14 protein-coding genes are annotated in these 19,928 nt (G+C 68.2%); 7 read left to right on the forward strand and 7 right to left on the reverse strand.

The annotated features are described in order from the left end of the window. Positions 1-26: 26 nt before the first annotated feature. The 3 genes from EH199_RS05785 (at position 27) to EH199_RS05795 (ending at position 3,713) form a co-directional block, all read left to right on the forward strand. Positions 27-1,721 carry an amidohydrolase gene (locus EH199_RS05785; protein ID WP_124808323.1) on the forward strand — a complete coding sequence of 565 codons (1,695 nt, stop codon included), beginning with the start codon at positions 27-29 and terminating at the stop codon, positions 1,719-1,721. Between the two features lie 80 nt (positions 1,722-1,801). Further along, positions 1,802-2,344 carry an Rrf2 family transcriptional regulator gene (locus EH199_RS05790; RefSeq protein WP_124808324.1) on the forward strand — a complete coding sequence of 181 codons (543 nt, stop codon included), beginning with the start codon at positions 1,802-1,804 and terminating at the stop codon, positions 2,342-2,344. Positions 2,345-2,504: 160 nt separating this feature from the next. After that, positions 2,505-3,713, forward strand: coding sequence for an NAD(P)/FAD-dependent oxidoreductase (locus EH199_RS05795; protein ID WP_124808325.1), 1,209 nt, complete (start codon positions 2,505-2,507; stop codon positions 3,711-3,713). A gap of 69 nt (positions 3,714-3,782) precedes the next feature. Here EH199_RS05795 and EH199_RS05800 read toward each other — a convergent pair whose 3' ends face one another. From EH199_RS05800 to EH199_RS05810, 3 genes are read right to left on the reverse strand one after another with little or no spacing between them, the layout of a single operon-like run. Then, positions 3,783-5,078 (reverse strand): TolC family protein, encoded by a 1,296-nt coding sequence (locus tag EH199_RS05800; RefSeq protein WP_223806490.1) that lies wholly within the window; start codon positions 5,076-5,078, stop codon positions 3,783-3,785. A 12-nt stretch (positions 5,079-5,090) separates the two neighbouring features. Beyond that, positions 5,091-5,294, reverse strand: coding sequence for a DUF2892 domain-containing protein (locus EH199_RS05805; RefSeq protein WP_124808326.1), 204 nt, complete (start codon positions 5,292-5,294; stop codon positions 5,091-5,093). A 12-nt stretch (positions 5,295-5,306) separates the two neighbouring features. Beyond that, entirely contained in the window at positions 5,307-6,587 is a 1,281-nt protein-coding gene (locus EH199_RS05810; protein WP_124808327.1) for an NAD(P)/FAD-dependent oxidoreductase, read from the reverse strand. 219 nt (positions 6,588-6,806) lie between these two features. Between EH199_RS05810 and EH199_RS05815 the strand changes: the two genes are divergently transcribed. From EH199_RS05815 to EH199_RS05830, 4 genes are all read left to right on the forward strand, one after another. Beyond that, positions 6,807-7,838 (forward strand): efflux RND transporter periplasmic adaptor subunit, encoded by a 1,032-nt coding sequence (locus EH199_RS05815; protein WP_124808328.1) that lies wholly within the window; start codon positions 6,807-6,809, stop codon positions 7,836-7,838. After that, positions 7,838-11,062, forward strand: coding sequence for an efflux RND transporter permease subunit (locus EH199_RS05820; protein WP_124808329.1), 3,225 nt, complete (start codon positions 7,838-7,840; stop codon positions 11,060-11,062). The genes EH199_RS05815 and EH199_RS05820 overlap by 1 nt, the downstream gene beginning before the upstream one ends. Beyond that, positions 11,059-11,370, forward strand: coding sequence for a helix-turn-helix transcriptional regulator (locus EH199_RS05825; RefSeq protein WP_124808330.1), 312 nt, complete (start codon positions 11,059-11,061; stop codon positions 11,368-11,370). The genes EH199_RS05820 and EH199_RS05825 overlap by 4 nt, the downstream gene beginning before the upstream one ends. Before the next feature lie 95 nt (positions 11,371-11,465). Further along, complete coding sequence (locus EH199_RS05830; protein WP_124808331.1) at positions 11,466-13,136, forward strand: amidohydrolase; 1,671 nt, start codon at positions 11,466-11,468, stop codon at positions 13,134-13,136. 119 nt (positions 13,137-13,255) lie between these two features. Here the strand turns inward: EH199_RS05830 and EH199_RS24345 are convergent, their stop codons facing one another. From EH199_RS24345 to EH199_RS05845, 4 genes are read right to left on the reverse strand one after another with little or no spacing between them, the layout of a single operon-like run. Beyond that, positions 13,256-13,414 carry a hypothetical protein gene (locus tag EH199_RS24345; protein ID WP_172700956.1) on the reverse strand — a complete coding sequence of 53 codons (159 nt, stop codon included), beginning with the start codon at positions 13,412-13,414 and terminating at the stop codon, positions 13,256-13,258. Continuing rightward, positions 13,411-14,517: a PepSY domain-containing protein gene (locus EH199_RS05835; protein WP_124808332.1), complete on the reverse strand. Its 1,107-nt coding sequence runs from the start codon at positions 14,515-14,517 to the stop codon at positions 13,411-13,413. The genes EH199_RS24345 and EH199_RS05835 overlap by 4 nt, the downstream gene beginning before the upstream one ends. Then, positions 14,514-17,672 (reverse strand): amidohydrolase family protein, encoded by a 3,159-nt coding sequence (locus EH199_RS05840; protein ID WP_124808333.1) that lies wholly within the window; start codon positions 17,670-17,672, stop codon positions 14,514-14,516. The genes EH199_RS05835 and EH199_RS05840 overlap by 4 nt, the downstream gene beginning before the upstream one ends. Beyond that, positions 17,672-19,900, reverse strand: coding sequence for a TonB-dependent receptor (locus EH199_RS05845; RefSeq protein WP_206694930.1), 2,229 nt, complete (start codon positions 19,898-19,900; stop codon positions 17,672-17,674). The genes EH199_RS05840 and EH199_RS05845 overlap by 1 nt, the downstream gene beginning before the upstream one ends. Positions 19,901-19,928: the final 28 nt, after the last annotated feature.

Below are 19,928 nucleotides of genomic sequence, written 5' to 3' on the forward strand. Positions count from 1 at the left end.
CTCCGGCCACAAGGATTCGCCGCTCCATGTCCAGACGTCCGCTCGCCATCGCGCTGGCAACCCTGATCGCCAGCCCGGCTTCGGCCCAGTTCCAGGACGCCATCGGCACGGCTCCGCCGGTTCCCGCCGAGGTGATCTACACCCATGGCCATGTCGCCACGCCCGCCGGCTGGCAGACCGACATCGCCATCGCGCAGGGCACGATCGTCGCGGTTGGGAGCGAAAGCGAGGTCACGGCGCATCGCGCTGCCGCAACACGGATCGTCGATCTCAAGGGCATGACGGTGTTGCCCGGCCTGATCGACATGCATGTCCACGCGGTCGACGCCGGATTGCAGGCCCGCGACTGCCGCTTTCCGCAAGGGGCAGACGCCGCCACGATCACGCGCACGGTCAAGGACTGCGCGGGCGCGGCGCGCCCCGGCGAATGGATCACGGGCGGCCAGTGGGACGCCTCCTCCATGGGCGGGACGCCACCCCACAAGCGCCTGCTCGATGCGGTCGCGCCGACCACGCCGGTCGTGCTCCACGACATCAGCCTGCACAGCGTTTGGGCCAATTCCGCCGCGCTCAAGGCCGCCGGCATCACGCGCGCCACGCCCAACCCGGCGGGCGGGGTGATCGAACGCGACAACAAGGGCGAGCCGACCGGCGTGCTGCGCGAGAATGCGGCCATCGCCCTGCTCAACACGGTTCCGGCCCCCAGCGAGGACGATCGGGTCGAAGCGCTGCGGACAGCCAGCAAGGCGATGCTGGCGCAAGGCATTACCGCCTACGAGGAAGCGCTGCTCGCCACCACCAACGCGCGCGTCTATGCCCGGCTCGCCGACGCGGGCGGGCTGGCGCAGCACGTGCGCGCCTGCATGTGGGACCGCGACCAGGCACTGATCACCCAGCGCCATCTCTATGCCCGGCCGGGCCTGGAAATGGGCTGCGTCAAGATGATCCTCGATGGCGTGCCCACGGATTCGCACACGGCCGCGATGCTGGAACCCTATGCCGACGCGGCGGCGTTCGGCGATGCGGCCCGGGCAAAGGGTTCGCTGCTCTATGCACCGGGCGAGATCGACGCAAAGGTCGCGCGCTACGATGCGGCAGGGCTGGTCGTGAAGCTCCACGCGGCGGGCGACGGTTCGGTCAGCGCCGCGCTCGACGCCGTGGCGGCGGCGCGCAAGGCCAACGGCCCCTATGGCCCGCATCACGAAATCGCCCACGCCAATTTCGTGACGCCGGCCGATATCCAGCGCGCCCGCGCCTTGACCGCTACCTTCGAGTTCTCGCCCTACATCTGGTTCCCCAGCCCGCCGGTGCGCGACGTGATCCGCTCGGTAGGCCCCGAACGCATGGCCCGCTTCACCCCGGTCCGCGACGCGATCGATGCCGGGGACCGCGTGGTGCTCGGTTCGGATTGGCCGGTGGTGCCGTCGATGTCGCCGTGGCTGGCGATCGAGACACTGGTGACGCGCGAAGCGCCGGGCGGCGGCGGCGAAACGCTCGCCCCCGGCCAGAAGGTGAGCGTGGCCGAAGCCCTGCGCCTGATGACCGCCAACGCCGCGCGCCAGATCGGCCTGGGCGACCGGATCGGCACGATCGAAGCGGGGCGGCAAGCCGATCTCGTGGTGATCGATCGCGACATCTTCGCCATCGATCCGCACCAGATTCACGCGACCCGGGTGCTGCGCACGATCATTGCCGGCAAGGAGGCCTATCTGGCGCCGTGAACGCCGGTAAAATATAGACGACAAAATTAGTCTCTGTTTTTAGCTTGACCCATGAACGCGGACTCGGTAAGTCCGTGTTCATGGCACATATCACCACCAGCGTCGAATACGGCATCCATTGCCTGCTGCTGCTCGTCGGCAACGAAGACCGGCCGATGAGCAGCCGCGATCTTGCCGAATTGCAGGGCGTTTCCGCCAGCTTCCTCGCCAAGATCTTCCCGAAGCTGGAAAAGGCCGGGATCGTGAAGGCCAGCGAGGGCGTGCGCGGCGGCTACCTGCTGGCGCGGCCGGCCGATGCGATCACCTTCCTCGATATCGTCGACGCCATCGAGGGCGCCAAGCCGCTGTTCGACTGCCAGGAAGTGCGCGGCCGCTGCGCCGTGTTCGGCGGCGATGCGCCCGGCTGGGCATTGGACGGCGTCTGCGCGATCCACGCGGTGATGCTGCAGGCGGAAAAGGCCATGCGCGATGCGCTGGCCGCGCAGACGCTGGGCGCCGTCGCCGGGCGCTTCGGCCGCAAGGCTCCACCCGAATTCTTTTCCGAAGTCAGCACCTGGATCGACGGACGCCTGACCGGCCGCACCGCGAAGAGCGGCAGGCCGGCGCGCGACGTGCCGGACTAAACGGGCGCGCCCGCGCGGCGCCCGCCCCCCTCCCCACCTGAACGTCTTTTCTCGGCCCCCCTTGCCGGGCCGCGCCGGGAAAGCGCCTGCACGCCATCCCTCTGCGGCGTCGCGGGACGATGAAGCGCGCCCGGCAAAAAGCAACAGAAGGAGAAATGCCATGACCCAGAAGATCGTGATTGCCGGAACCGGATTTGCCGGTGTCTGGGCAGCCCTTTCCGCCAGCCGCGCCATCGCGCTTGCCGGCAGGCAGCAGGACGTGGAGGTGATCGTCATCTCGCCCGCCCCCGCGCTCGTCATTCGCCCGCGCCTTTACGAAGCCGTGCTCGACAACATGAATCCCGATGTCGGCGCGCTGCTCGCCGCCGTGGGCGCACGGCACCTTGCCGGCCGCGTCGAGACCATCGATGTCAACAGTCGCACTGTCACCGTGGCACGGAGCGACGGGGAGCGCGAAACGATCGCCTATGACCGCTTCGTTCTCGCCGCCGGCAGCCAGCTGTTCCGCCCGGATGTCCCCGGCCTTGACCGCCATGCGTTCGACACCGACCAGTTCGCCACCGCCCGCGCACTGGACGTGCAGCTGAAGGCACTGCCCGGCGAGCCCGAGACGGAGGCGCGCAATACCGTCGTCGTCGCCGGCGGCGGGCTGACCGGCTTCGAGGCGGCGACGGAAATGCCGATCCGGCTGCGCGCCGCGCTGGGGGACAAGGCAAACTTCCGCGTCATCCTGATCGACACGGCGGATCGCCCCGGCGGATCGCTGGGGGACGAGGCGCAGCCCCATCTCGCCGAAGCGCTGGCCTTCACCGGCGTCGAAACGCGGACGGGCGTGCGGGTCACCGCGATCGAGGCGGACGCCGTGGTCCTCTCTTCCGGCGAACGGATCGCGACCAATACCGTCGTCTGGACCGCGGGCATGCGCGCCAGTCCGCTGGCGGCGCAGATCCCCGGCGAACATGACGCGATCGGCCGCGTCGTCGGCGATGCCTATCTGCGTGCGCCCGCCGCGCCGGGCGTGTTCGTGACGGGCGATACGGTGCACGCCGGCACGGACGATGACGGCAATGTCGCCCCGATGTCGTGCCAGCACGCGCTGAGCCTGGGGCGCGTGGCGGGGCACAACGCCGCCGCCGAACTGGTCGGTCTGCCGCTGCATCCCTATAGCCAGCCCAAGTACGTGACCTGTATCGACCTGGGCGACTGGGGCGCGCTCTACACCGAAGGCTGGGACCGGCAGGTGCGGATCACGCGCGAGGCGGCCAAGGCGATCAAGCAGGAGATCAACCGCGTGTGGATCTACCCGCCCGCCGCAGACCGCGACGCCGTGTTCGCCGTCGCCAATCCCGACTACGTCATCGTGCCCTGATGTCCGGAAGCCGGCGGCATTCCTCGGATGCCGCCGGCCCTATCCCGAAGGCCGCGCTCCGCTGGCCGGTTATGGCGCGATATTCCCGGTCAGCGCGTTGAGCCGCCATGCCGCCACGGTCTGCATGCCTTCCGCCTGCAGCAGGGCGGCTTCGGCCTCGATCGCCTCGCGTTCGGCGTCAAGCACGGCCAGTGGCGGCTTCGCCCCCACGCGCGCTTCCAGTTGCGTCCCGCGCAGCGCTTCCGTGGCCGCATCGCGGCGCAGCCGGGAAGCCTCCGTCATGCGCCGCGCGGTCGCAAGACCCTGCCACGCATCGATTACCATGCCCGCAAGCCCTTGTTCGGCCTGACGCAACCGGGCCTCGCTGGCATCGAGATCGGCATCGGCGGCACGGACCTGCGAAGATACGCGCCCACCCGCCCACAGCGTCCAGCGGCCCCTGATGCCCACGGCGACCGTATCGGCCTTGTAGCCGGGGAAGAACTGGTCGCGCACATGCCCGGCTTCGGCAAAGGCGCCCACCGTCGGCATGCCCTCGGCCCGCGCCGAACGGGTGCCGGCCCGCGCGACATCGACGCCCGCCTGGGCCTGGCGGAGCGCGGGATTGGACGCGCGGGCCATGTCCATGGCTTCGTCGAGCGTCGGCGGCACGGCGGGCGGCTCGGCAAGCGGCGCCAGATCGCCCGCCGGCTTCCCGGTAAGGCGCTGGTAGGTCGCTTCCGCCGACGTCCGCCGGCCCTGCGCCTGCGCGAAACCCGCATCGGCTTCGGCCTTCCGGGCTCGCGCCTGGGCGAGGTCCGAACTCGCGATTTCACCCGCCCGGAAGCGCAGGCCCGCCTGGCGTTCGGTTTCCGTCAGTTCCTCGACAAGCTGGCCATAGCGCGCCTCGAGCTTTCGCGCCGTCAGCACCTCGGTATAGGTGCCGACAGCCGTGACGATGGTCTGCAACCGCGCCTGTTCGGCGCCGAAGTGCGCCATCGCCGCGCCGCCACGCGCCTGATCGATGGCGGACGACACCCGCCCACCCGCATAGAGCGGCAGTTCCGCCGTGGCCTGCAGGGCCAGCGGATTCACATTGTCCGCCGTGATCCCGAAAAAGCCGCCGTTGTCGATCCGGCCGGCGCCATAGGACCCTTCGACCCGCAGGAGCGGGTTGCTTTCCGCCCGCGCCCGATCCAGCCGGGCTTTCGCCGCCGCCTCGCCCGCATTGGCCTCGGCCAGCACGGGTGCGTTGGCGAGGGCATCGGCGATGGCGGCGGCGAGGTCCTGCGCCATGGCTGGGGGAACGGCTAGGGCGCAGGAGAGCAGGCAGGACAGCGGCAACGACAGGGCCGGGAGCAACCTGGGCGGCATCAGGCGGGGCATGTCACACCTGCGTCAGTTGAAGGAGCTGCCGGGCCTGATCCCCAGCTTCTTGAAGATCATGGCCGCAGGGCAAAAGCCGGTGAAGCTGGCCTGAAACATGTTCGCGCCGGCAAAGGCCGTCAGCCAGAGGAACCCGGGGTGAACCCAATGGGCCAGGGCAAGACTGGCGAGCACGACCACTCCGGCGAAACGGAAAACCGCTGAATCAAGCGTCATCGCACCTCTCCCTTATTTGAAACGCAGCTTGCGGATGCCGAGCGCGTGCATGGCCAGCTTTTCGTAGAACGGCTCGCTGGTGCCGCGACGGACCTTGTGCAGGAAGTATTTCTCGAACCCGATCTTGGCGAGGTGCACCCACTTCCCGCTTGACGACCAGTTGAGATTGCGCGGCGGAATCTGCGGCTGGGCGACGAAGGCAACCCCGCCATCGCCGAAGTCGGCAAGGCACACGGCGTTCCAGGTCGCTTCCTCGACCGGCTCCTTACCAGCCAGTTCGAGCGCCAGGTTCCGCGCGATCGCGGTGACCATCGATTCGATCATGAACCCGGTCTTGGGCACTCCCACCGGCACCGGCGTAGGGCCGACCGGTGGAATTGCCACGCATACGCCCAGCGAATAGACGTTGCGGAATGTGGGATTGCGCTGGTGCTTGTCGGCAAGGATGAAGCCGCGCGGATTGGTCAGCCCCTCGATCCCCTGCACGGCGGCGACGCCACGAAAGGCCGGCAGGATCATCGAATAGCCGAAAGGCAGCGCATGGACGGACCTCACCGACCCGTCGTCCGCCACCTCTTCCACATGCATCGTGCCCTCTTCCACCTTAGTGATGCGGGCGCTGGTGATCCACTTGATGTGCCGATCGCGCAGTTCGCTCTCCAGCAGCGTCTTGGTGTCGCCCACCCCATCGAGCCCGAGATGGCCGACATAGGGTTCCGGGCTGACGTAGGTCATCGGCACCTGATCGCGGATCTTGCGGCGGCGCAGTTCGGTATCGAGGATGAGGGCGAATTCGTAAGCCGGGCCATAGCAGGAAGCGCCTTGCGCCGCGCCGACCACGATCGGCCGGGGGTTTTCGCAGAAGCGGTCGAAGGCGTCGGCCGCGTGTGCCGCGTGGTCGGTGCGGCAGACCGACTGGGTGAAACCATCGGGGCCGAGGCCCTCGATTTCATCGAACGCCAGTTCGGGACCGGTCGCGATAACCAGATAGTCGTAAAGCAGCGAGGTTCCGTCGTTCAGCTCGACGCGGTTCTCGGCAGGGTGGACGCGCCGCGCCCCGACGGCGGTGAACCCGATGCCTTTCTTGGCCATGATCGGCGGCAGATGCACCTTGATCGCGTCCGGTTCGCGCCACCGCACCGCAACCCACGGGTTCGACGGCACGAACCAGTAGTCGTCCTGGTCATTGACCACCATGACCTGCGCCTTGCCCTTCACGGCATCGCGGATTTCGTAGGCGGCGATGGTGCCCCCAAGTCCGGCACCCAGAACGATAATCTGCGGCAACGACATTGCTCATTCTCCCGTAAGCTGGCGGCGGGCCTGGAACCCTCGCGGCGCTCACCCCGATCGACCGGATCACTCCAGGCGCGCTATGTATCGTTCTTGACTTATATAAGGTATTTAGGATATGAGCAAGTGATAATGTATTGAGGCTGTCGCCCAACGCCGCGCGCAGCCCGCTGGAGGAAGGCGCACGCCATGGTTTTCGGTTTCGGAACGAACAGGGACATGCGGGGACATCTGTTTGCTTTCGCCGCCATCGGCATGGCGACGGCGTTCGGGCTGCCTCTCGCCGGCTGCGCCGACAGCGGCGAAACCACGCAGACGGCGAAGGCCCCCGCCGGCCCTCGCCTCACGCTTGCCATGCAGGACACCACGGCATGGCAGGACGTCAGCGCCGAAATCGCCACGGTCGACCAGGCGCAGGTGATGGCGCGCATCCCCGGCATCCTGAGCACGCTGACGGTCAAGGCGGGGGACACGGTCGCGAAAGGGCAGGCGATCGGCCGGATCGTCGATAGCCAGCTAGGGTTCCAGGCCGGCGCCTATGGCGCGCAGGCAGCGGCCGCGCAGGCACAGGCGGCGCAGGCCGCGGCAGACCTCCAGCGCGTAAAGTTCCTTCACGACAACGGCGTCTATGCCAAGGCCCGGCTCGATCAGGCGCAAGCCGCAGCCAGCGCCGCGCAGGCGCAGGTCCGCGCCGCGCAAGCGCAGCAGGCCGCCGTGGGCGCGGTGGCGGGGCAAGGCACGGTCGTCGCGCCGACCGCTGGCCGGGTGCTGCGCGCCGACGTGCCCGCCGGCGCGCCGGTTGCCCCCGGCATGGTCATCGCGGTGATCACCGCCGGGCCGACGATCGTCCGGCTCGAAATGCCCGAATCGCTCGCCGGCAAGGCCCATGCCGGATCGCGGGTGTCCGCGGCGGGCATGGGCGAAGGCCGGGTGATCAAGGTCTATCCCTCGGTCAACGCCGGCAAGGTGATGGCCGACGTCGACATGCCGGGCATCGACAACAGCCTGATCGGGCGGCGCGTGGCGGCGCGCGTCGAGATCGGGACGCGCAAGGCGCTGGTCGTGCCGGCCCGTTTCGTCACCACACGCTATGGCATCGATTACCTGACCGTTCTGGCGAAGGACGGCAGCGCAACCCAGGTTCCCGTCCAGACCGCGCCCGTCGAACAGGCGGACAGGGTCGAAATCCTCTCTGGCGCCAATCCGGGCGACACCATCGTTGCGGACACGGGCAAGGGAGCCGACCGCTAATGAACCTGGGCATTTCCGGCAGGCTGACGCGCGCCACGATCCAGTCGCCGCTCACCCCCCTGTTCCTGCTTGCCGCGATCATCGTCGGCCTCATCGCCACGATCACGATCCCGCGCGAAGAGGAGCCGCAGATCAAGGTGCCGATGGTCGACATCATGGTCCAGGCGCCGGGGCTATCGGCCTCGCAGGCGGTGGAACTGGTGGCCAAGCCGCTGGAAACGATCGTCAAGAGCGTGGACGGCGTGGAGCACGTCTATACCCAGGCGCAGGACAACGGCGTGATGGTCACGGCGCGCTTCCTTGTCGGCTCCAATCCCGAAGATGCCGCGATCCGCATCAACGAGAAGATCGAGGCCAACAAGGATCGCATTCCCGTGGGCATTCCCGCGCCGCAAGTGACGGTGCGCGGGATCAACGACGTGCCCATCGTGGTGCTGACCCTGACGCCGAAGCCCGGCGCCGCCGGCCAATGGGACGATCAGGCGCTGGCCGAACTGGCCGGCAAGCTCAGGACCGAGGTCGCCAAGGTCGATGACGTCGGCCTTACCTTCATCACCGGCGGGCAGCGCATGGCGCTGCGCGTGATCCCCGATCCGGCCAGGCTGGCGCTCTACCGCGTGCCTCTGGGCAACCTGATCGAAGCCGTTTCGCAGGCGAACCGCGTCTTCCCCGCGGGCACTGTGCGCGAAGGCGGATCGGCCGCGCTGGTCGTGGCGGGGCAGACGCTCCGCGATGCGCAGGAGCTTTCCGCGCTGACCGTCCGCTCGGCGACAGGCGCCCCGGTCCTGCTGGGCGACGTGGCGCGCGTGGAACAGACGCCGACGCAGGACCAGGCCCGTTCCTGGCGCTGGGCCAGGGCCGACACCAAGGACGGGAAAGGCGTCTGGTCGATGGCCCCCGCCGTCAGCCTTGCCGTCGCCAAGCGGGCGGGCGCCAACGCGGTGACCGTGTCCGAACAGGTGGTGCAACGCATCGATACGCTCAAGGGCACGCTGATCCCGGCTGGCGTCGATGTAGCCGTCACGCGCAATTACGGCGAAACCGCCAACGAAAAGGCCAACGAGCTGATCTTCCACCTCGCCCTGGCCACGGTATCGATCGTCATCCTGATCGGCTTCGCGATCGGGTGGCGCGAAGCCGGCGTGACGGCGATCGTCATCCCCACGACGATCATGCTGACCATGTTCGCCTCGAACGTGATGGGCTTCACGATCAACCGCGTCAGCCTGTTCGCCCTGATCTTCTCGATCGGCATTCTGGTCGACGACGCGATCGTCATGATCGAGAACATCGCCCGGCACTGGGGCATGCACGACGGCCGCGACCGCATCACCGCCGCGGTCGAGGCGGTCGCCGAAGTCGGCAACCCGACGGTCATCGCCACGCTGACCGTCGTTGCCGCGCTCTTGCCGATGCTGTTCGTGTCGGGCCTGATGGGGCCGTACATGGCGCCGATCCCGATCAACGCCTCCGCCGCGATGATCTTCTCGTTCTTCGTCGCCGTCATCATCGCGCCCTGGCTGATGATCCGCTTCGCGCGCCAGACGCTGTCGCAGGGGCACGGGGACGAACACGGGGGCAAGCTGGGCGCGCTCTACAAGCGTTATGCCGCCCGCGTCATCGCCACGCCGCAAAGCGCCAAGCGCTTCCTGATCGGCGTGGGCGTGGCCACCCTCGTCGCCTGCTCGATGTTCTACTTCAAGGCCGTGACCGTGAAGCTGCTGCCCTTCGACAACAAGAGCGAGGTCCAGCTCGTTGCCGACCTGCCCGAAGGCACCAGCCTGGAAATGACGTCGCGCGTGCTGGAACAGGCGGCGGCCGTGGCGCGCGGCGTGCCCGAAGTCGTGTCGATGGAAGCCTATGCCGGCACGTCCGCGCCGTTCAACTTCAACGGGCTGGTGCGGCACTACTTCCTGCGCAACCAGCCCGAAATGGGCGACCTGATGGTCACGCTTCTGCCCAAGGGCGACCGCTCGCGCTCAAGCCACGAGATCGCGGTGGCGCTGCGCGAGAAGCTCCGGGCCATTCCCCTGCCGGCGGGCGGATCGCTCAAGGTGGTCGAAACGCCGCCGGGGCCGCCGGTGCTCGCCACCTTGCTCGCCGAAATCTACGGCCCCGACGAGGCAACGCGGCAAAAGACGGCGAAGCAGGTGGAGGCGATCTTCCGGTCGGTGCCCTATATCGTCGATGTCGACAACAGCTTCGGCGCGCCCCGGCCCACGCTGAAACTGATCCCTGACCGCGCGAAGCTCGATCACTATGGCCTGTCCGAACGCCAGCTCTTTGACAGCATCGGGGCACTGCTGGGGACGCAGGTCGTCGGCTACGCTCCCCGCGCGGCCGATCACGATCCCTTGCCCATCGAGCTCTCGCTCGATCAATCGCAACGGTCATGGTCGTCGGCACTGGCGGCAACCCCCGTCGCGACGACACCGACCGGGCAGTTGATCGCGCTGGGTGAACTGGTCACCGCGAAGATGGTGCCGGGCGAACAGGCGATATTCCGGCGCGACGGGCGCGGGGCAACGATGGTCACGGCCGAACTCGCCGGGCGCTACGAAGCGCCGATCTACGGCATGCTGGCGGTTGACGACGCCATCGACAGCTTCGACTGGAAGGCGCACGGCCTGACCAGGCCCGAAGTCATCCTGCACGGCCAGCCCGAGGACGAAAGCAGGCCGTCGCTGCTGTGGGACGGCGAATGGGAAATCACCTGGGTGACCTTCCGCGACATGGGCGGGGCGTTCATGGTCGCGCTGCTGGGCATCTACGTGCTGGTCGTGGGCCAGTTCCGCAGCTTCACGATCCCGCTGGTCATCCTGACCCCGATCCCGCTGACTCTGGTCGGCATCGTGCTTGGCCACCTGCTGTTCCGGGCGCCGTTCACCGCCACGTCGATGATCGGCTTCATTGCGCTGGCCGGCATCATCGTGCGCAATTCGATCCTGCTCGTCGATTTCATCCGGCACACCCGATCACCGGGCAAGAGCCTGCGCCAGACCTTGCTGGAGGCCGGGATGATCCGCTTCAAGCCGATCGTGCTGACGGCGGCCGCGGCCATGATCGGCGCTTCGGTGATCCTGACCGATCCGATCTTCCAGGGCCTCGCCATCTCGCTGCTGTTCGGGCTGGCCTCCTCGACCCTGCTCACCGTCCTCGTGATTCCCGCGATCTACATCGTCCTGCGCGATGACGGCCATCCTCTGGCGGAGTCTCCATCATGACGCCGGCCGATCGTTCGGACCTCAAATCCAACGCCAACGCGATGGCGGCACGGCTGAAGCTGATGAGCCATCCGGAGCGCCTGCTGATGCTGTGCCGGATGGATGAGGGCGAGGTTTCGGTCAACGAACTGGTCGATCTGTCGGGCCTGTCGCAATCCTCGGTCTCGCAACATCTGGCGCTGCTGCGGGACGAAGGTGCGGTCAGCACCCGGGGCGCCGCGCAGACCCGCTTCTACAGCCTGCGCGATCCCGTGGTGCGCGGGATCATCCATGCCTTGTGCGAACTTTGCGAGCGGCACTGCGGCTGACGCTGGCCCCCGGACAATTCCGTAGCTGGACGCCGAAGCATGACGTTTCGCGCTGAAGATGCCATGATCGTTGCAAAAAGCAGGAAGGCACCATCATGGTCACGCGCCGCGCGTTCGTATCGGGTTCGCTCAACGCCATCGTCGCGGCGGCCGTGCCGGCGCGGGTCTGGGCCGCCACGCGCGGCGGGGTGGAAGTGGCCTACGTCAATGCGGCGGTGTGGACGGGAACGGGGCCGGACGTGCGCACCGACGCCATCGGCGTGGCCGGCGGGCATATCGTCGCCATCGGCAAGGATGCGGTGCGCGCCGCGTCCAGCCCGCGCACGCAGGTCATCGACCTGCAAGGCGCGTTCGTGACACCGGGGCTGATCGATTGCCATACCCATTTCACCATCGGGTCGATGGCGCTGTCGCAGCCCTCGCTGCGCGATGCGGCGACGCCCGACGCATTCGTGCAGCGGATCGCGCAGGCCGCGCGCGCGCTGCCCAAGGGCGAATGGCTGGAAGGCGGCAACTGGGATCAGGACCGCTGGGGCGGCAAGATGCCCACGCGCCAGTGGATCGACGCGGTGACGCCCGATACGCCCGTGGCGGTGATCCGCTATGACCTCCACATGATCCTGTGCAATTCGCTGGCGCTGAAGCTGGCGGGGATCGATCGCAACACGGCCGACGTGCCGGGCGGCGTGATCCTGCGCGACGAGAACGGGGAGCCGACCGGCATCGTCAAGGACGCCGCCAAGGATCTCGTCCTGCGCGCGATCGCGAAGCCGAGCGAGGCCCGGCTGGACGCCGCCCTGCGGCAGGGTATCGCGCTGGGCCTGAGCAAGGGCGTGACCGAAGTCCACGTGCCCGAACTCGACTGGTCCACATTCGAGAACACCCGCCGCCTGCGCGCGCAAGGCGAAACGGGGATGCGCTTCTACAACTTCACCCCGCTGAAGGACTGGGAACGGCAGGCCGCCATCGTCGCGCAGGAAGGGCGCGGCGATGACTGGGTGCGCTGGGGCGGGTGCAAGGTGGTGTTCGACGGCTCGCTCGGTTCGCGCACCGCGCTGATGTATCTGCCCTATCTCGACGAACCGCACGCGCACGGCATCATGGTGACCGATCCCAAGGATCTGAAGGCCTGGATGACCGGCGCGGACAAGGCCGGGCTGCAGGTGACCGCCCACGCCATCGGCGACGAGGCGAACGACATCGTGCTGGACACGATGGCGGCGGTTACCACAGCCAACGGCGCGCGCGACCGGCGCTTCCGCGTCGAACATGCGCAGCACTTGCGCGAGGAAGCGATCGGGCGGTTCGCCAAACAGGGCGTGATCGCCTCGATGCAGCCCTACCACGCGATCGACGACGGACGCTGGGCGGTGCGGCGCGTCGGACCCGAACGGCTGCGCACCAGCTTCGCGGTCGGGTCCATGGTGCGCTCGGGCGCGCATGTCTGCTTCGGTTCGGACTGGCCGGTGGCTCCGCTCGATCCGCTGACCGGCATCTACGCGGCGGTGACGCGCGAGACGATCGACGGGCTCAACCCGCACGGCTGGTATCCCGAACAGCGCATCACGATGGCCCAGGCGCTGCGGGGCTATACCCGCGAAGCGGCCTACGCGGGCCGGGTGGAACGGCAGCGCGGCGCGATCATGCCCGGAATGCAGGCCGATTTCGCGGTGTTCGACCGCGACCTGTTCCGGATCGACCCGGAAACGATTCCCCAGACCAAGGTCCTGCGCACCGTGGTGGGCGGCACGCAGCGCTTCGGGTAGAGCGGAACGACTCTGCCCCGCTTCGTCATTGCGAGCGCAGCGAAGCAATCCAGGGCCGTGCGCGCCGCTCTGGATTGCCGCGGGCTTCGCCCGTCGCAATGACGAACGATGCCGGCGCCTCAGCGGCGCAGCAGCGCGACGCCGATCGGCGCCACGGACAGGGCAAGGCCCAGCGCGGCGAGGGCATCTTCCCAGCCATCGCCGGTGAGGCCGATAACGAGCCCGGCGAAACTGACGACGGCGATCGCCGCGATCGGCACCAGCGGGTGTCGTCTCATGCCGCGCGGCCCCGGCGCGCGGCGCGCGGCTTGCGCAGCCACAGATAGAGGCCGCTGCCCAGCACGACGATGCTCACGAGGTCGAGAACCGCCCACAGCAGCTTCATCGCCATGCCGCCATAATCGCCAAAGTGCAGCGGCTGCGCGAGCAGCAGCGCCTTCATGTACCAGGGCATCGGCGCCACGCCATCGACCTTGCCGGTGCGCGCATCGACCATGACCGGGGTCAGCAGCTTGGCGGTCAGCGGCGTCGCGCCCTGCAGATAGACGGCCAGATGATCGCGGCTGCTGAAGGCCGCGCCGGGAAAGGCGATGAACTGCACGCGCATCCCCGGCACGGCCGCCTGCGCGTTGCGCAGCGCCTCGTCGGCAATGCCGGGGCGATAGGGGGCGATCGGCCCGGCATGGTCGCGCACCAGATGGGCCAGCGCATCGGCGCGCCACCACGCGGTGATCGGATCGGCCAGGGTGTTGATCGTGCCGGTCAGCCCCACGACCAGCGCCCAGGCGAGCGTGACGCCACCGATCAGGTTGTGCCAGTCGAGCCAGCGCGTGCGCGCCGTCTTGGCCTTGCGCACGCTGGCGAAGCCCGCCTTGCGCGCGAACGGGGCGTAGAGGACGATGCCCGAAACGAGCGCCAGCACGAAGCACAGGCCGATCGCGCCGATGAAGTATTCGCCCACCGTGCCCAGCAGCAGGTCCTTGTGCAGATCGAGCACCACGTCCATCACCCCGCCGCCGGGCACGTCACCTTGCGGCGGGGTGGCGGTGCGCCGGTCGATCGGGTGGAAGCGCATGGCGGTTTCTGGCGCATCGCCGACCGGACCGCTGGTAAGGTTCACCACCGGGCGATCCTCGTCGAAGCTGAGGTAGATCGGCACGGAGCCCGGCTCCAGCGCCAGCGCAGCGGTGATCGCGCGGTCGAGCGTGACCAGTTCGGCATCGTTCCAGCGTTCGATCCGTTCCGGCTTGCCAATGCCATCGATCTCGTCGTGGAACACCAGCGGCAGGCCGGTCAACGCCAGGATCAGCATGAACAGCGTGCAGATCAGGCTCGACCAGGTATGCACCTTGCTCCAGGCGCGCAGCGTCGCCGGCTTCATTGCGGGGCCACCCCGGATGACTCTTCGCGCCACCACGGCACGACCGGGCTTTCGCCGTCGCGCGCCAGCGTGGTGCCGTCGAACGCGATGCCGCCGCGCAGCACCAGCGCGATGCGCCGGGCATTGGCGATGTCGGCGCGGGGATCGGCATCGAGCACCACGAGGTCGGCGAGCTTGCCGGGCGTCACGCTGCCCAGATCATCTGGCCGGCCGATGATCGTGGCGTTGTCGATCGTGGCCATTTCCAGCGCTTCTTGCGGCGTGGCGCCGCCGGCCACGAACGCGGCCATTTCCCAATGGACGCCGATGCCCTGCATCTCGCCATGACTGCCCACGCCGACCAGCGTGCCGGCGCGGCGCAACCGCATCGCGTCTTCGGCAAAGCGCCGCCACGTCTGCCATTCGGGCAGCGTCCAGTGCCGGTCGCGCAGCTTGGCGGCCAGCACGAACGGCGGGGTGAACCGGCGCAGGCGCGGATCGTCCTGCGGGCGATCGTTCTGGATATCGGCGAACAGCATCGGCGCGCCGCCGTAAAGCACTGTCAGCGTCGGCGTGTAGGCAATGCCGCTGGCGGCGAAGAGGCGGATCACGTCATCGTGGATGGGCGTGACGGGCAGGTTATGCTCGTTGCCGGAAAAGCCATCGATGGCGTGGGTCAGCTCCAGCACGAAATCGGCCGCGCCTTCGGTGGTGGGCATCATGCCCAGCTTGCGCGATGCAGCCGCCATATATTGCCGCGCGGCCCGGTCGCCGACCATGTAGCTCTTGATATTGCGCGTGCGATAGGCGTCGCGATAGCGCGTCAACACCTGTTCGGCCACGGCCTGTGCGGTGATGGCGCTGTTCACGAACACGCCGGGGCCGGTGCTGAACAGGCGCGGCCCCGTGGAAAGCCCCGCGTCCATCCGGTCGGCATAAGCAAAGATGTCCGGCGTGAACGGCTGCACTTCCAGCACCGCGGTGACGCCATAGGCGAGCAGCGTGGGGAATTCCCAGTGCGTGCCGTCGTGCACCCCGCGCGGGATCGGGAAGAAATGGGCGTGCGCGTCGATCAGGCCGGGCATGACGAACTTGCCGCCCAGCTCGCGTATCCGCGCGCCGGCCGGAACGGCGATGGACCCACGCGGGCCGATCGCGGCGATGCGGTCACCGGTTATCAGCAGGTCGGCATCGGTGACGATCTTCCCATGGTCCATCGTCAGCACGGTAGCGCCGCGCAGCAGTTGCGCCTGCGCCGGCAGGGCACGCGGCACGCGGACCGACAGATCGCGCGAGGCTGCCGCAGCTTCGGGGTCGGCAGCCGCCAGCGTGCCGGCCGAGGCGGCGTGACGCCAGAACGGCCCGACCGTCCACGACAGGCCATCGCCTTCCCAGCGCATCGTATCGGCGCCGATCCGGGTAATCTGGCGGTGGCCCGGGACGGTTTCCATCAGGTTCACCGGCCTGGCGTCGGCCGGCATCGGCAGAAGGTGCAGCTCGAACGCGGTGCGCGCCGCCAGCGACCGGCCATCGGGCGACAGGCGCAGTTCCTCGACCGGGCGCGGCTCCTTGACGTATTGCCCCATCGCGCGGGCGACGACCGTCGCGCGCGCCAGCAGCGTGCCGTCGGCCATCACTTCCTTGAGCGCGCCATCGGCCTGGACGAACAGACGCCCGTCCGCCGTCCGCTGAAGCGAACGCAGACCCGCGCCATGGCCGATGACCGTCGCGGCGCCAGCGGGGGAAAGGCGCACCACATCGACCAGCCACGCCGGGGCCAGCTCGTCCGGCGCGTGAAGGCGATCGAATTGCGCGGCGCGCAGCGCGATCAGGCTTTTGCCATCGCGATCCCACAGCGGTTCGGACCAGTAGGCGCCCTGCGGTCCGGCAGAACGGGGCGGGCCGGCGGCACGCGGCGCGCCGCCGGCCGCATCGACCGTCCAGATGCCGCCGCCCTGCTCGGCGGTCCAGCGCGTGAAGGCCAGCGTGCGCCCGTCCGGCGACCAGGCTGGCTGGAAGGCGTTGCCATCGAACAGCTTGCGCGGTGCGGCGGTGCCTTGCGCATCGGCGATGTACAGCGCGCCCAGCGCGGTGAAGGCGATCCGCCGGCCGTCCGGCGACAGCGCGGCGCCTTCGGCCAGATGCGTCCGGACCTCGCTGCCATCCTCAACCTGCTGGCGCACGCGGCTTTGCGGCGCCAGCGCCAGCCGCACCGGCGCGCGGAACGGGATCGCCTGCTGCTTTCCGGTGACAAGATCGAGCCGCATGAAGCCGCCATTGCGCGCGAGCACGATGGCCTTGCCGTCGGGCGTGAAGCGGTAGCCCGGAGTTAGATCGTAGTAGTAGCCGCCTTCCTGCCCATCGTGATCGATCGGCCAGGCGATCCAGCGGTCCTCGCCGGTATCGAGGTTGCGCAGGCGCAGCCCGGTTTCGCCGCCATCGCGCCGCGCGGCATAGGCGAGCGACCGCCCATCGGGCGAGAGCACCGGATGCATCCCGCCGGGGACCACCGTCTCGACCGCGCCGGAGGCCAGATCGCGCCGCGCGATGGACCAGGTGGGCGGGTCCTTTTCGGTCCAGGTGTGGCCCAGCTTGGTCGCGTACCACACCGCCTTCCCGTCGGGCGAAGGAGCCGCGCCCATGGCGTTGATACGCTCGTCCCACCCTTCGTTGCCGCCGGGCTGGGCCGCCACGAGCAGCGCGGGCGGACTGCCATCGACGGGAACGCGCCACAGTTCGAACGCCAGCACCGCGTGGACGGCGCGGCTGACGTAGACGCTTTTCCCGTCCGGCGCCCATGCCGGCGAGGTCATCAGGACGAGCGCGTTATCGTGCGTCAGTTGCCTCGCATCGCTGCCGTCGCTGCGCGCGATCCACAGGTTGGTGACGCCCGACCGGTCGGAAATGAAGGCGATCCAGCGCCCGTCGGGCGAAGGCACCGGGTTGCGTTCGAAGGCAGGCCCGGCGAGCACCGGCTGCGCATCGCCACCAGCGGCCGGCATACGGTAGATGTCGCCCAGCAGATCGAACCACAGCCACGCGCCGTCCGGCGACAGCGCCGGCTGCGCCCAGGTCACCTCGGTCGCCTGATAGGCAAGCGACCGGGCCTCTTCGGCGCGAAGAGGCCCGGCCACGAGAGCCAGCGTTGCCGCGAGAAAGACGGCAACGCGGCGCATTACAGCGACCAGTCGAGCCGCAGGCCCACCGTGCGCGGACGCACGATCGATCCCGCCGGGGTCGCCTGCGACGTGAACGGCGCGTTGAGGATGCCGAACTTGTCGAACACGTTGTTGGCGAAGACCAGCACGCGCACCTTGTCCATCAGCGTCACCCCGGCGCGCAGGTCGATGATGTTGAAGTTGCCGCGCGTTGCCGTGTTGCCGAACGCCACGGGCGCCGACGACAGGTAACGATGCGCCACTTCGAACGAAGGCTTGAACGCCACGTCCTCGAAATCGAACTTGAGGTTGTTCGCCACCGACCACTTCGACGAACCCGGCAGGGTCGATCCCGAGGCATAGCCGCCGCCGACCGCGAACGTATCGGGCAGGAACGCGGTGAGGCTCGCATCCTGGCGCGTTACGCTGGTGCTGAAGCTCGCAACCTTGGCGATCTGCCAGGTGGCCGCCAGTTCGCCACCGACCACGTTGGCGCTGCCCGCGTTCGAGACATAGGAATAGTACGACGGCGCCGGGCCGAACAGGCGGGCCTGGATGCCCTTCCAGTCGATGTTGAAGACGGTGGCTTCAACATAGAGCTTCCCGTCGAACGCGTGGAATTTCACGCCCGCTTCGTAGTTCTTCACGCGGTCGCTGTCGTACTTGACCGGAATCGTCGGCAGCAGGCCGGCGTTGGGGTTGATGCCGCCGACGCGATAGCCTTCCGAATAGGTGGCGTAGGCCAGGAAGTCCTTGGTCGGACGGGCGGTGATGGTTACCTTGGGGGTGAAGCCGTTTTCCTTGTTGGACACCCGGCCCGTGGCGTCGACCGGGCTGTAGCCGCCCGGATAGCCGCCCAGCGCGCCTGCCTGGTTGGTGACGGTGGCGTTGTACTTGTTCCAGAAATAGCGGCCGCCGAACGTGATCTCGATGCTTGGACGGATCGCGTAGCTCACTTCGCCGAACAGGCCGATGTCCTCGTTGTAGGTATCTGCCGCATAGCCATAGAGCCGGTCGCCCGGCGTCAGCACGCTGCCCGAATAGCCGCCAAACAGCGCCGGGTTGGCGTTGATGTAGGCCGCCGCGCCGTTCTGGAAGATCTGGTCGTAGCTGAACTTCTTGGCCGCCATGTAGCTGGCGCCGATCAGGTAGCGGAACGGCCCATCGCCCTTCGAGGCCAGGCGGACCTCGGCGGTCTTGATGTTGGCGTTGGCATTGCCCGCCGAATAGGCCGCGCCCGCCCCCGTCGTCACCCCGGTCACGTAGAAATAGGGGTACGAGAACTGGGTGAAATTGTGCTTTTCGACGATGGAGCCGATGGCGGTGAGTTCCGCGCCGCCCAGATCCTGATCCAGCCGCAGCGAGTTCATCCAGAAGCGCGTCTTCTGCGGTTCGGCCCGCGCGGTATTGCGGATGTAGGGATGATCAAGGTCGAGGTAGGTCTGGTCCTCGAGATAGGTGTCCTGCCATGACGAGAGATAGCTGATCTTGGTCGCGCTGGTCGGCGTCAGGACGATCGAGCCGCGCAGGCCCCGCGTGCGGAAATCGTTGCTGCCGCGAACGCCGGTGCCGGGATTGTCGAGATAGCCCGCGTCGAAGCGCTGCAGCGCAACCAGGCGCACCGCCAGCTTGTCGGCGATCAGCGGCACGTTGACCATCGCCTTGGCTGCGTAGTTCACTTCGCCGTGCGAATTCTTGGTCGAACCGATCAGGCCCGATGCGGCGGCATCGATCTTGCTCGTATCGGCCGTGTTGACCACGTAGTTGACCAGGCCGCCCAGCGTGGACGAACCGAACAGCGTGCCTTGCGGGCCGCGCAGCACTTCCACGCGGTTGAGATCGAAGGTGTCCACGTCGGGAATGCCGATCGGGAAGCCGGGTTCGACCAGCGGCACTTCGTTGAGGTAGTAGCCGACCGTGGTCTGGCCCTGTTCGTGGTAGGTCGTGGCCGAGATGCCACGGATGATCACTTCGGAAACGCCGGGCTGGTAATCGTTGAACACCACGCCAGGCAGGCGGGTGATGTAGTCCGACAGGCTTTGCGCGTTGGCGGCGGCCAGATCCTTGCCCGAAACCGCACTGGCGGCGATCGGCGTCTGGTCGAGCGCGATGGCGCGCTTGGTCGCGGTCACGACGATCGTGCCCAGCCCGTCGTCGGCGGCATCTTCGGCGGCCAGCGCCGGTGCGGCCGCCATGGCCAGCATGGAAACGCCGGCAAGGCAGGCAAGGTGCAGTGTGGTCCTCATGTCTATTCCCCTCTGAATGTCATGGATC

This window comes from Novosphingobium sp. LASN5T (assembly GCF_003856955.1).
Taxonomy (GTDB): Bacteria; Pseudomonadota; Alphaproteobacteria; order Sphingomonadales; family Sphingomonadaceae; genus Novosphingobium.

Bases quoted from the DNA above. Each gene is read 5' to 3' on its own strand.
- EH199_RS05785 (WP_124808323.1), top strand. From the start codon at position 27: ATGTCCAGACGTCCGCTCGCCATCGCGCTGGCAACCCTGATCGCCAGC.
- EH199_RS05790 (WP_124808324.1), top strand. From the start codon at position 1,802: ATGGCACATATCACCACCAGCGTCGAATACGGCATCCATTGCCTGCTG.
- EH199_RS05795 (WP_124808325.1), top strand. From the start codon at position 2,505: ATGACCCAGAAGATCGTGATTGCCGGAACCGGATTTGCCGGTGTCTGG.
- EH199_RS05800 (WP_223806490.1), bottom strand. From the start codon at position 5,078: ATGCCCCGCCTGATGCCGCCCAGGTTGCTCCCGGCCCTGTCGTTGCCG.
- EH199_RS05805 (WP_124808326.1), bottom strand. From the start codon at position 5,294: ATGACGCTTGATTCAGCGGTTTTCCGTTTCGCCGGAGTGGTCGTGCTC.
- EH199_RS05810 (WP_124808327.1), bottom strand. From the start codon at position 6,587: ATGTCGTTGCCGCAGATTATCGTTCTGGGTGCCGGACTTGGGGGCACC.
- EH199_RS05815 (WP_124808328.1), top strand. From the start codon at position 6,807: ATGCGGGGACATCTGTTTGCTTTCGCCGCCATCGGCATGGCGACGGCG.
- EH199_RS05820 (WP_124808329.1), top strand. From the start codon at position 7,838: ATGAACCTGGGCATTTCCGGCAGGCTGACGCGCGCCACGATCCAGTCG.
- EH199_RS05825 (WP_124808330.1), top strand. From the start codon at position 11,059: ATGACGCCGGCCGATCGTTCGGACCTCAAATCCAACGCCAACGCGATG.
- EH199_RS05830 (WP_124808331.1), top strand. From the start codon at position 11,466: ATGGTCACGCGCCGCGCGTTCGTATCGGGTTCGCTCAACGCCATCGTC.
- EH199_RS24345 (WP_172700956.1), bottom strand. From the start codon at position 13,414: ATGAGACGACACCCGCTGGTGCCGATCGCGGCGATCGCCGTCGTCAGT.
- EH199_RS05835 (WP_124808332.1), bottom strand. From the start codon at position 14,517: ATGAAGCCGGCGACGCTGCGCGCCTGGAGCAAGGTGCATACCTGGTCG.
- EH199_RS05840 (WP_124808333.1), bottom strand. From the start codon at position 17,672: ATGCGCCGCGTTGCCGTCTTTCTCGCGGCAACGCTGGCTCTCGTGGCC.
- EH199_RS05845 (WP_206694930.1), bottom strand. From the start codon at position 19,900: ATGAGGACCACACTGCACCTTGCCTGCCTTGCCGGCGTTTCCATGCTG.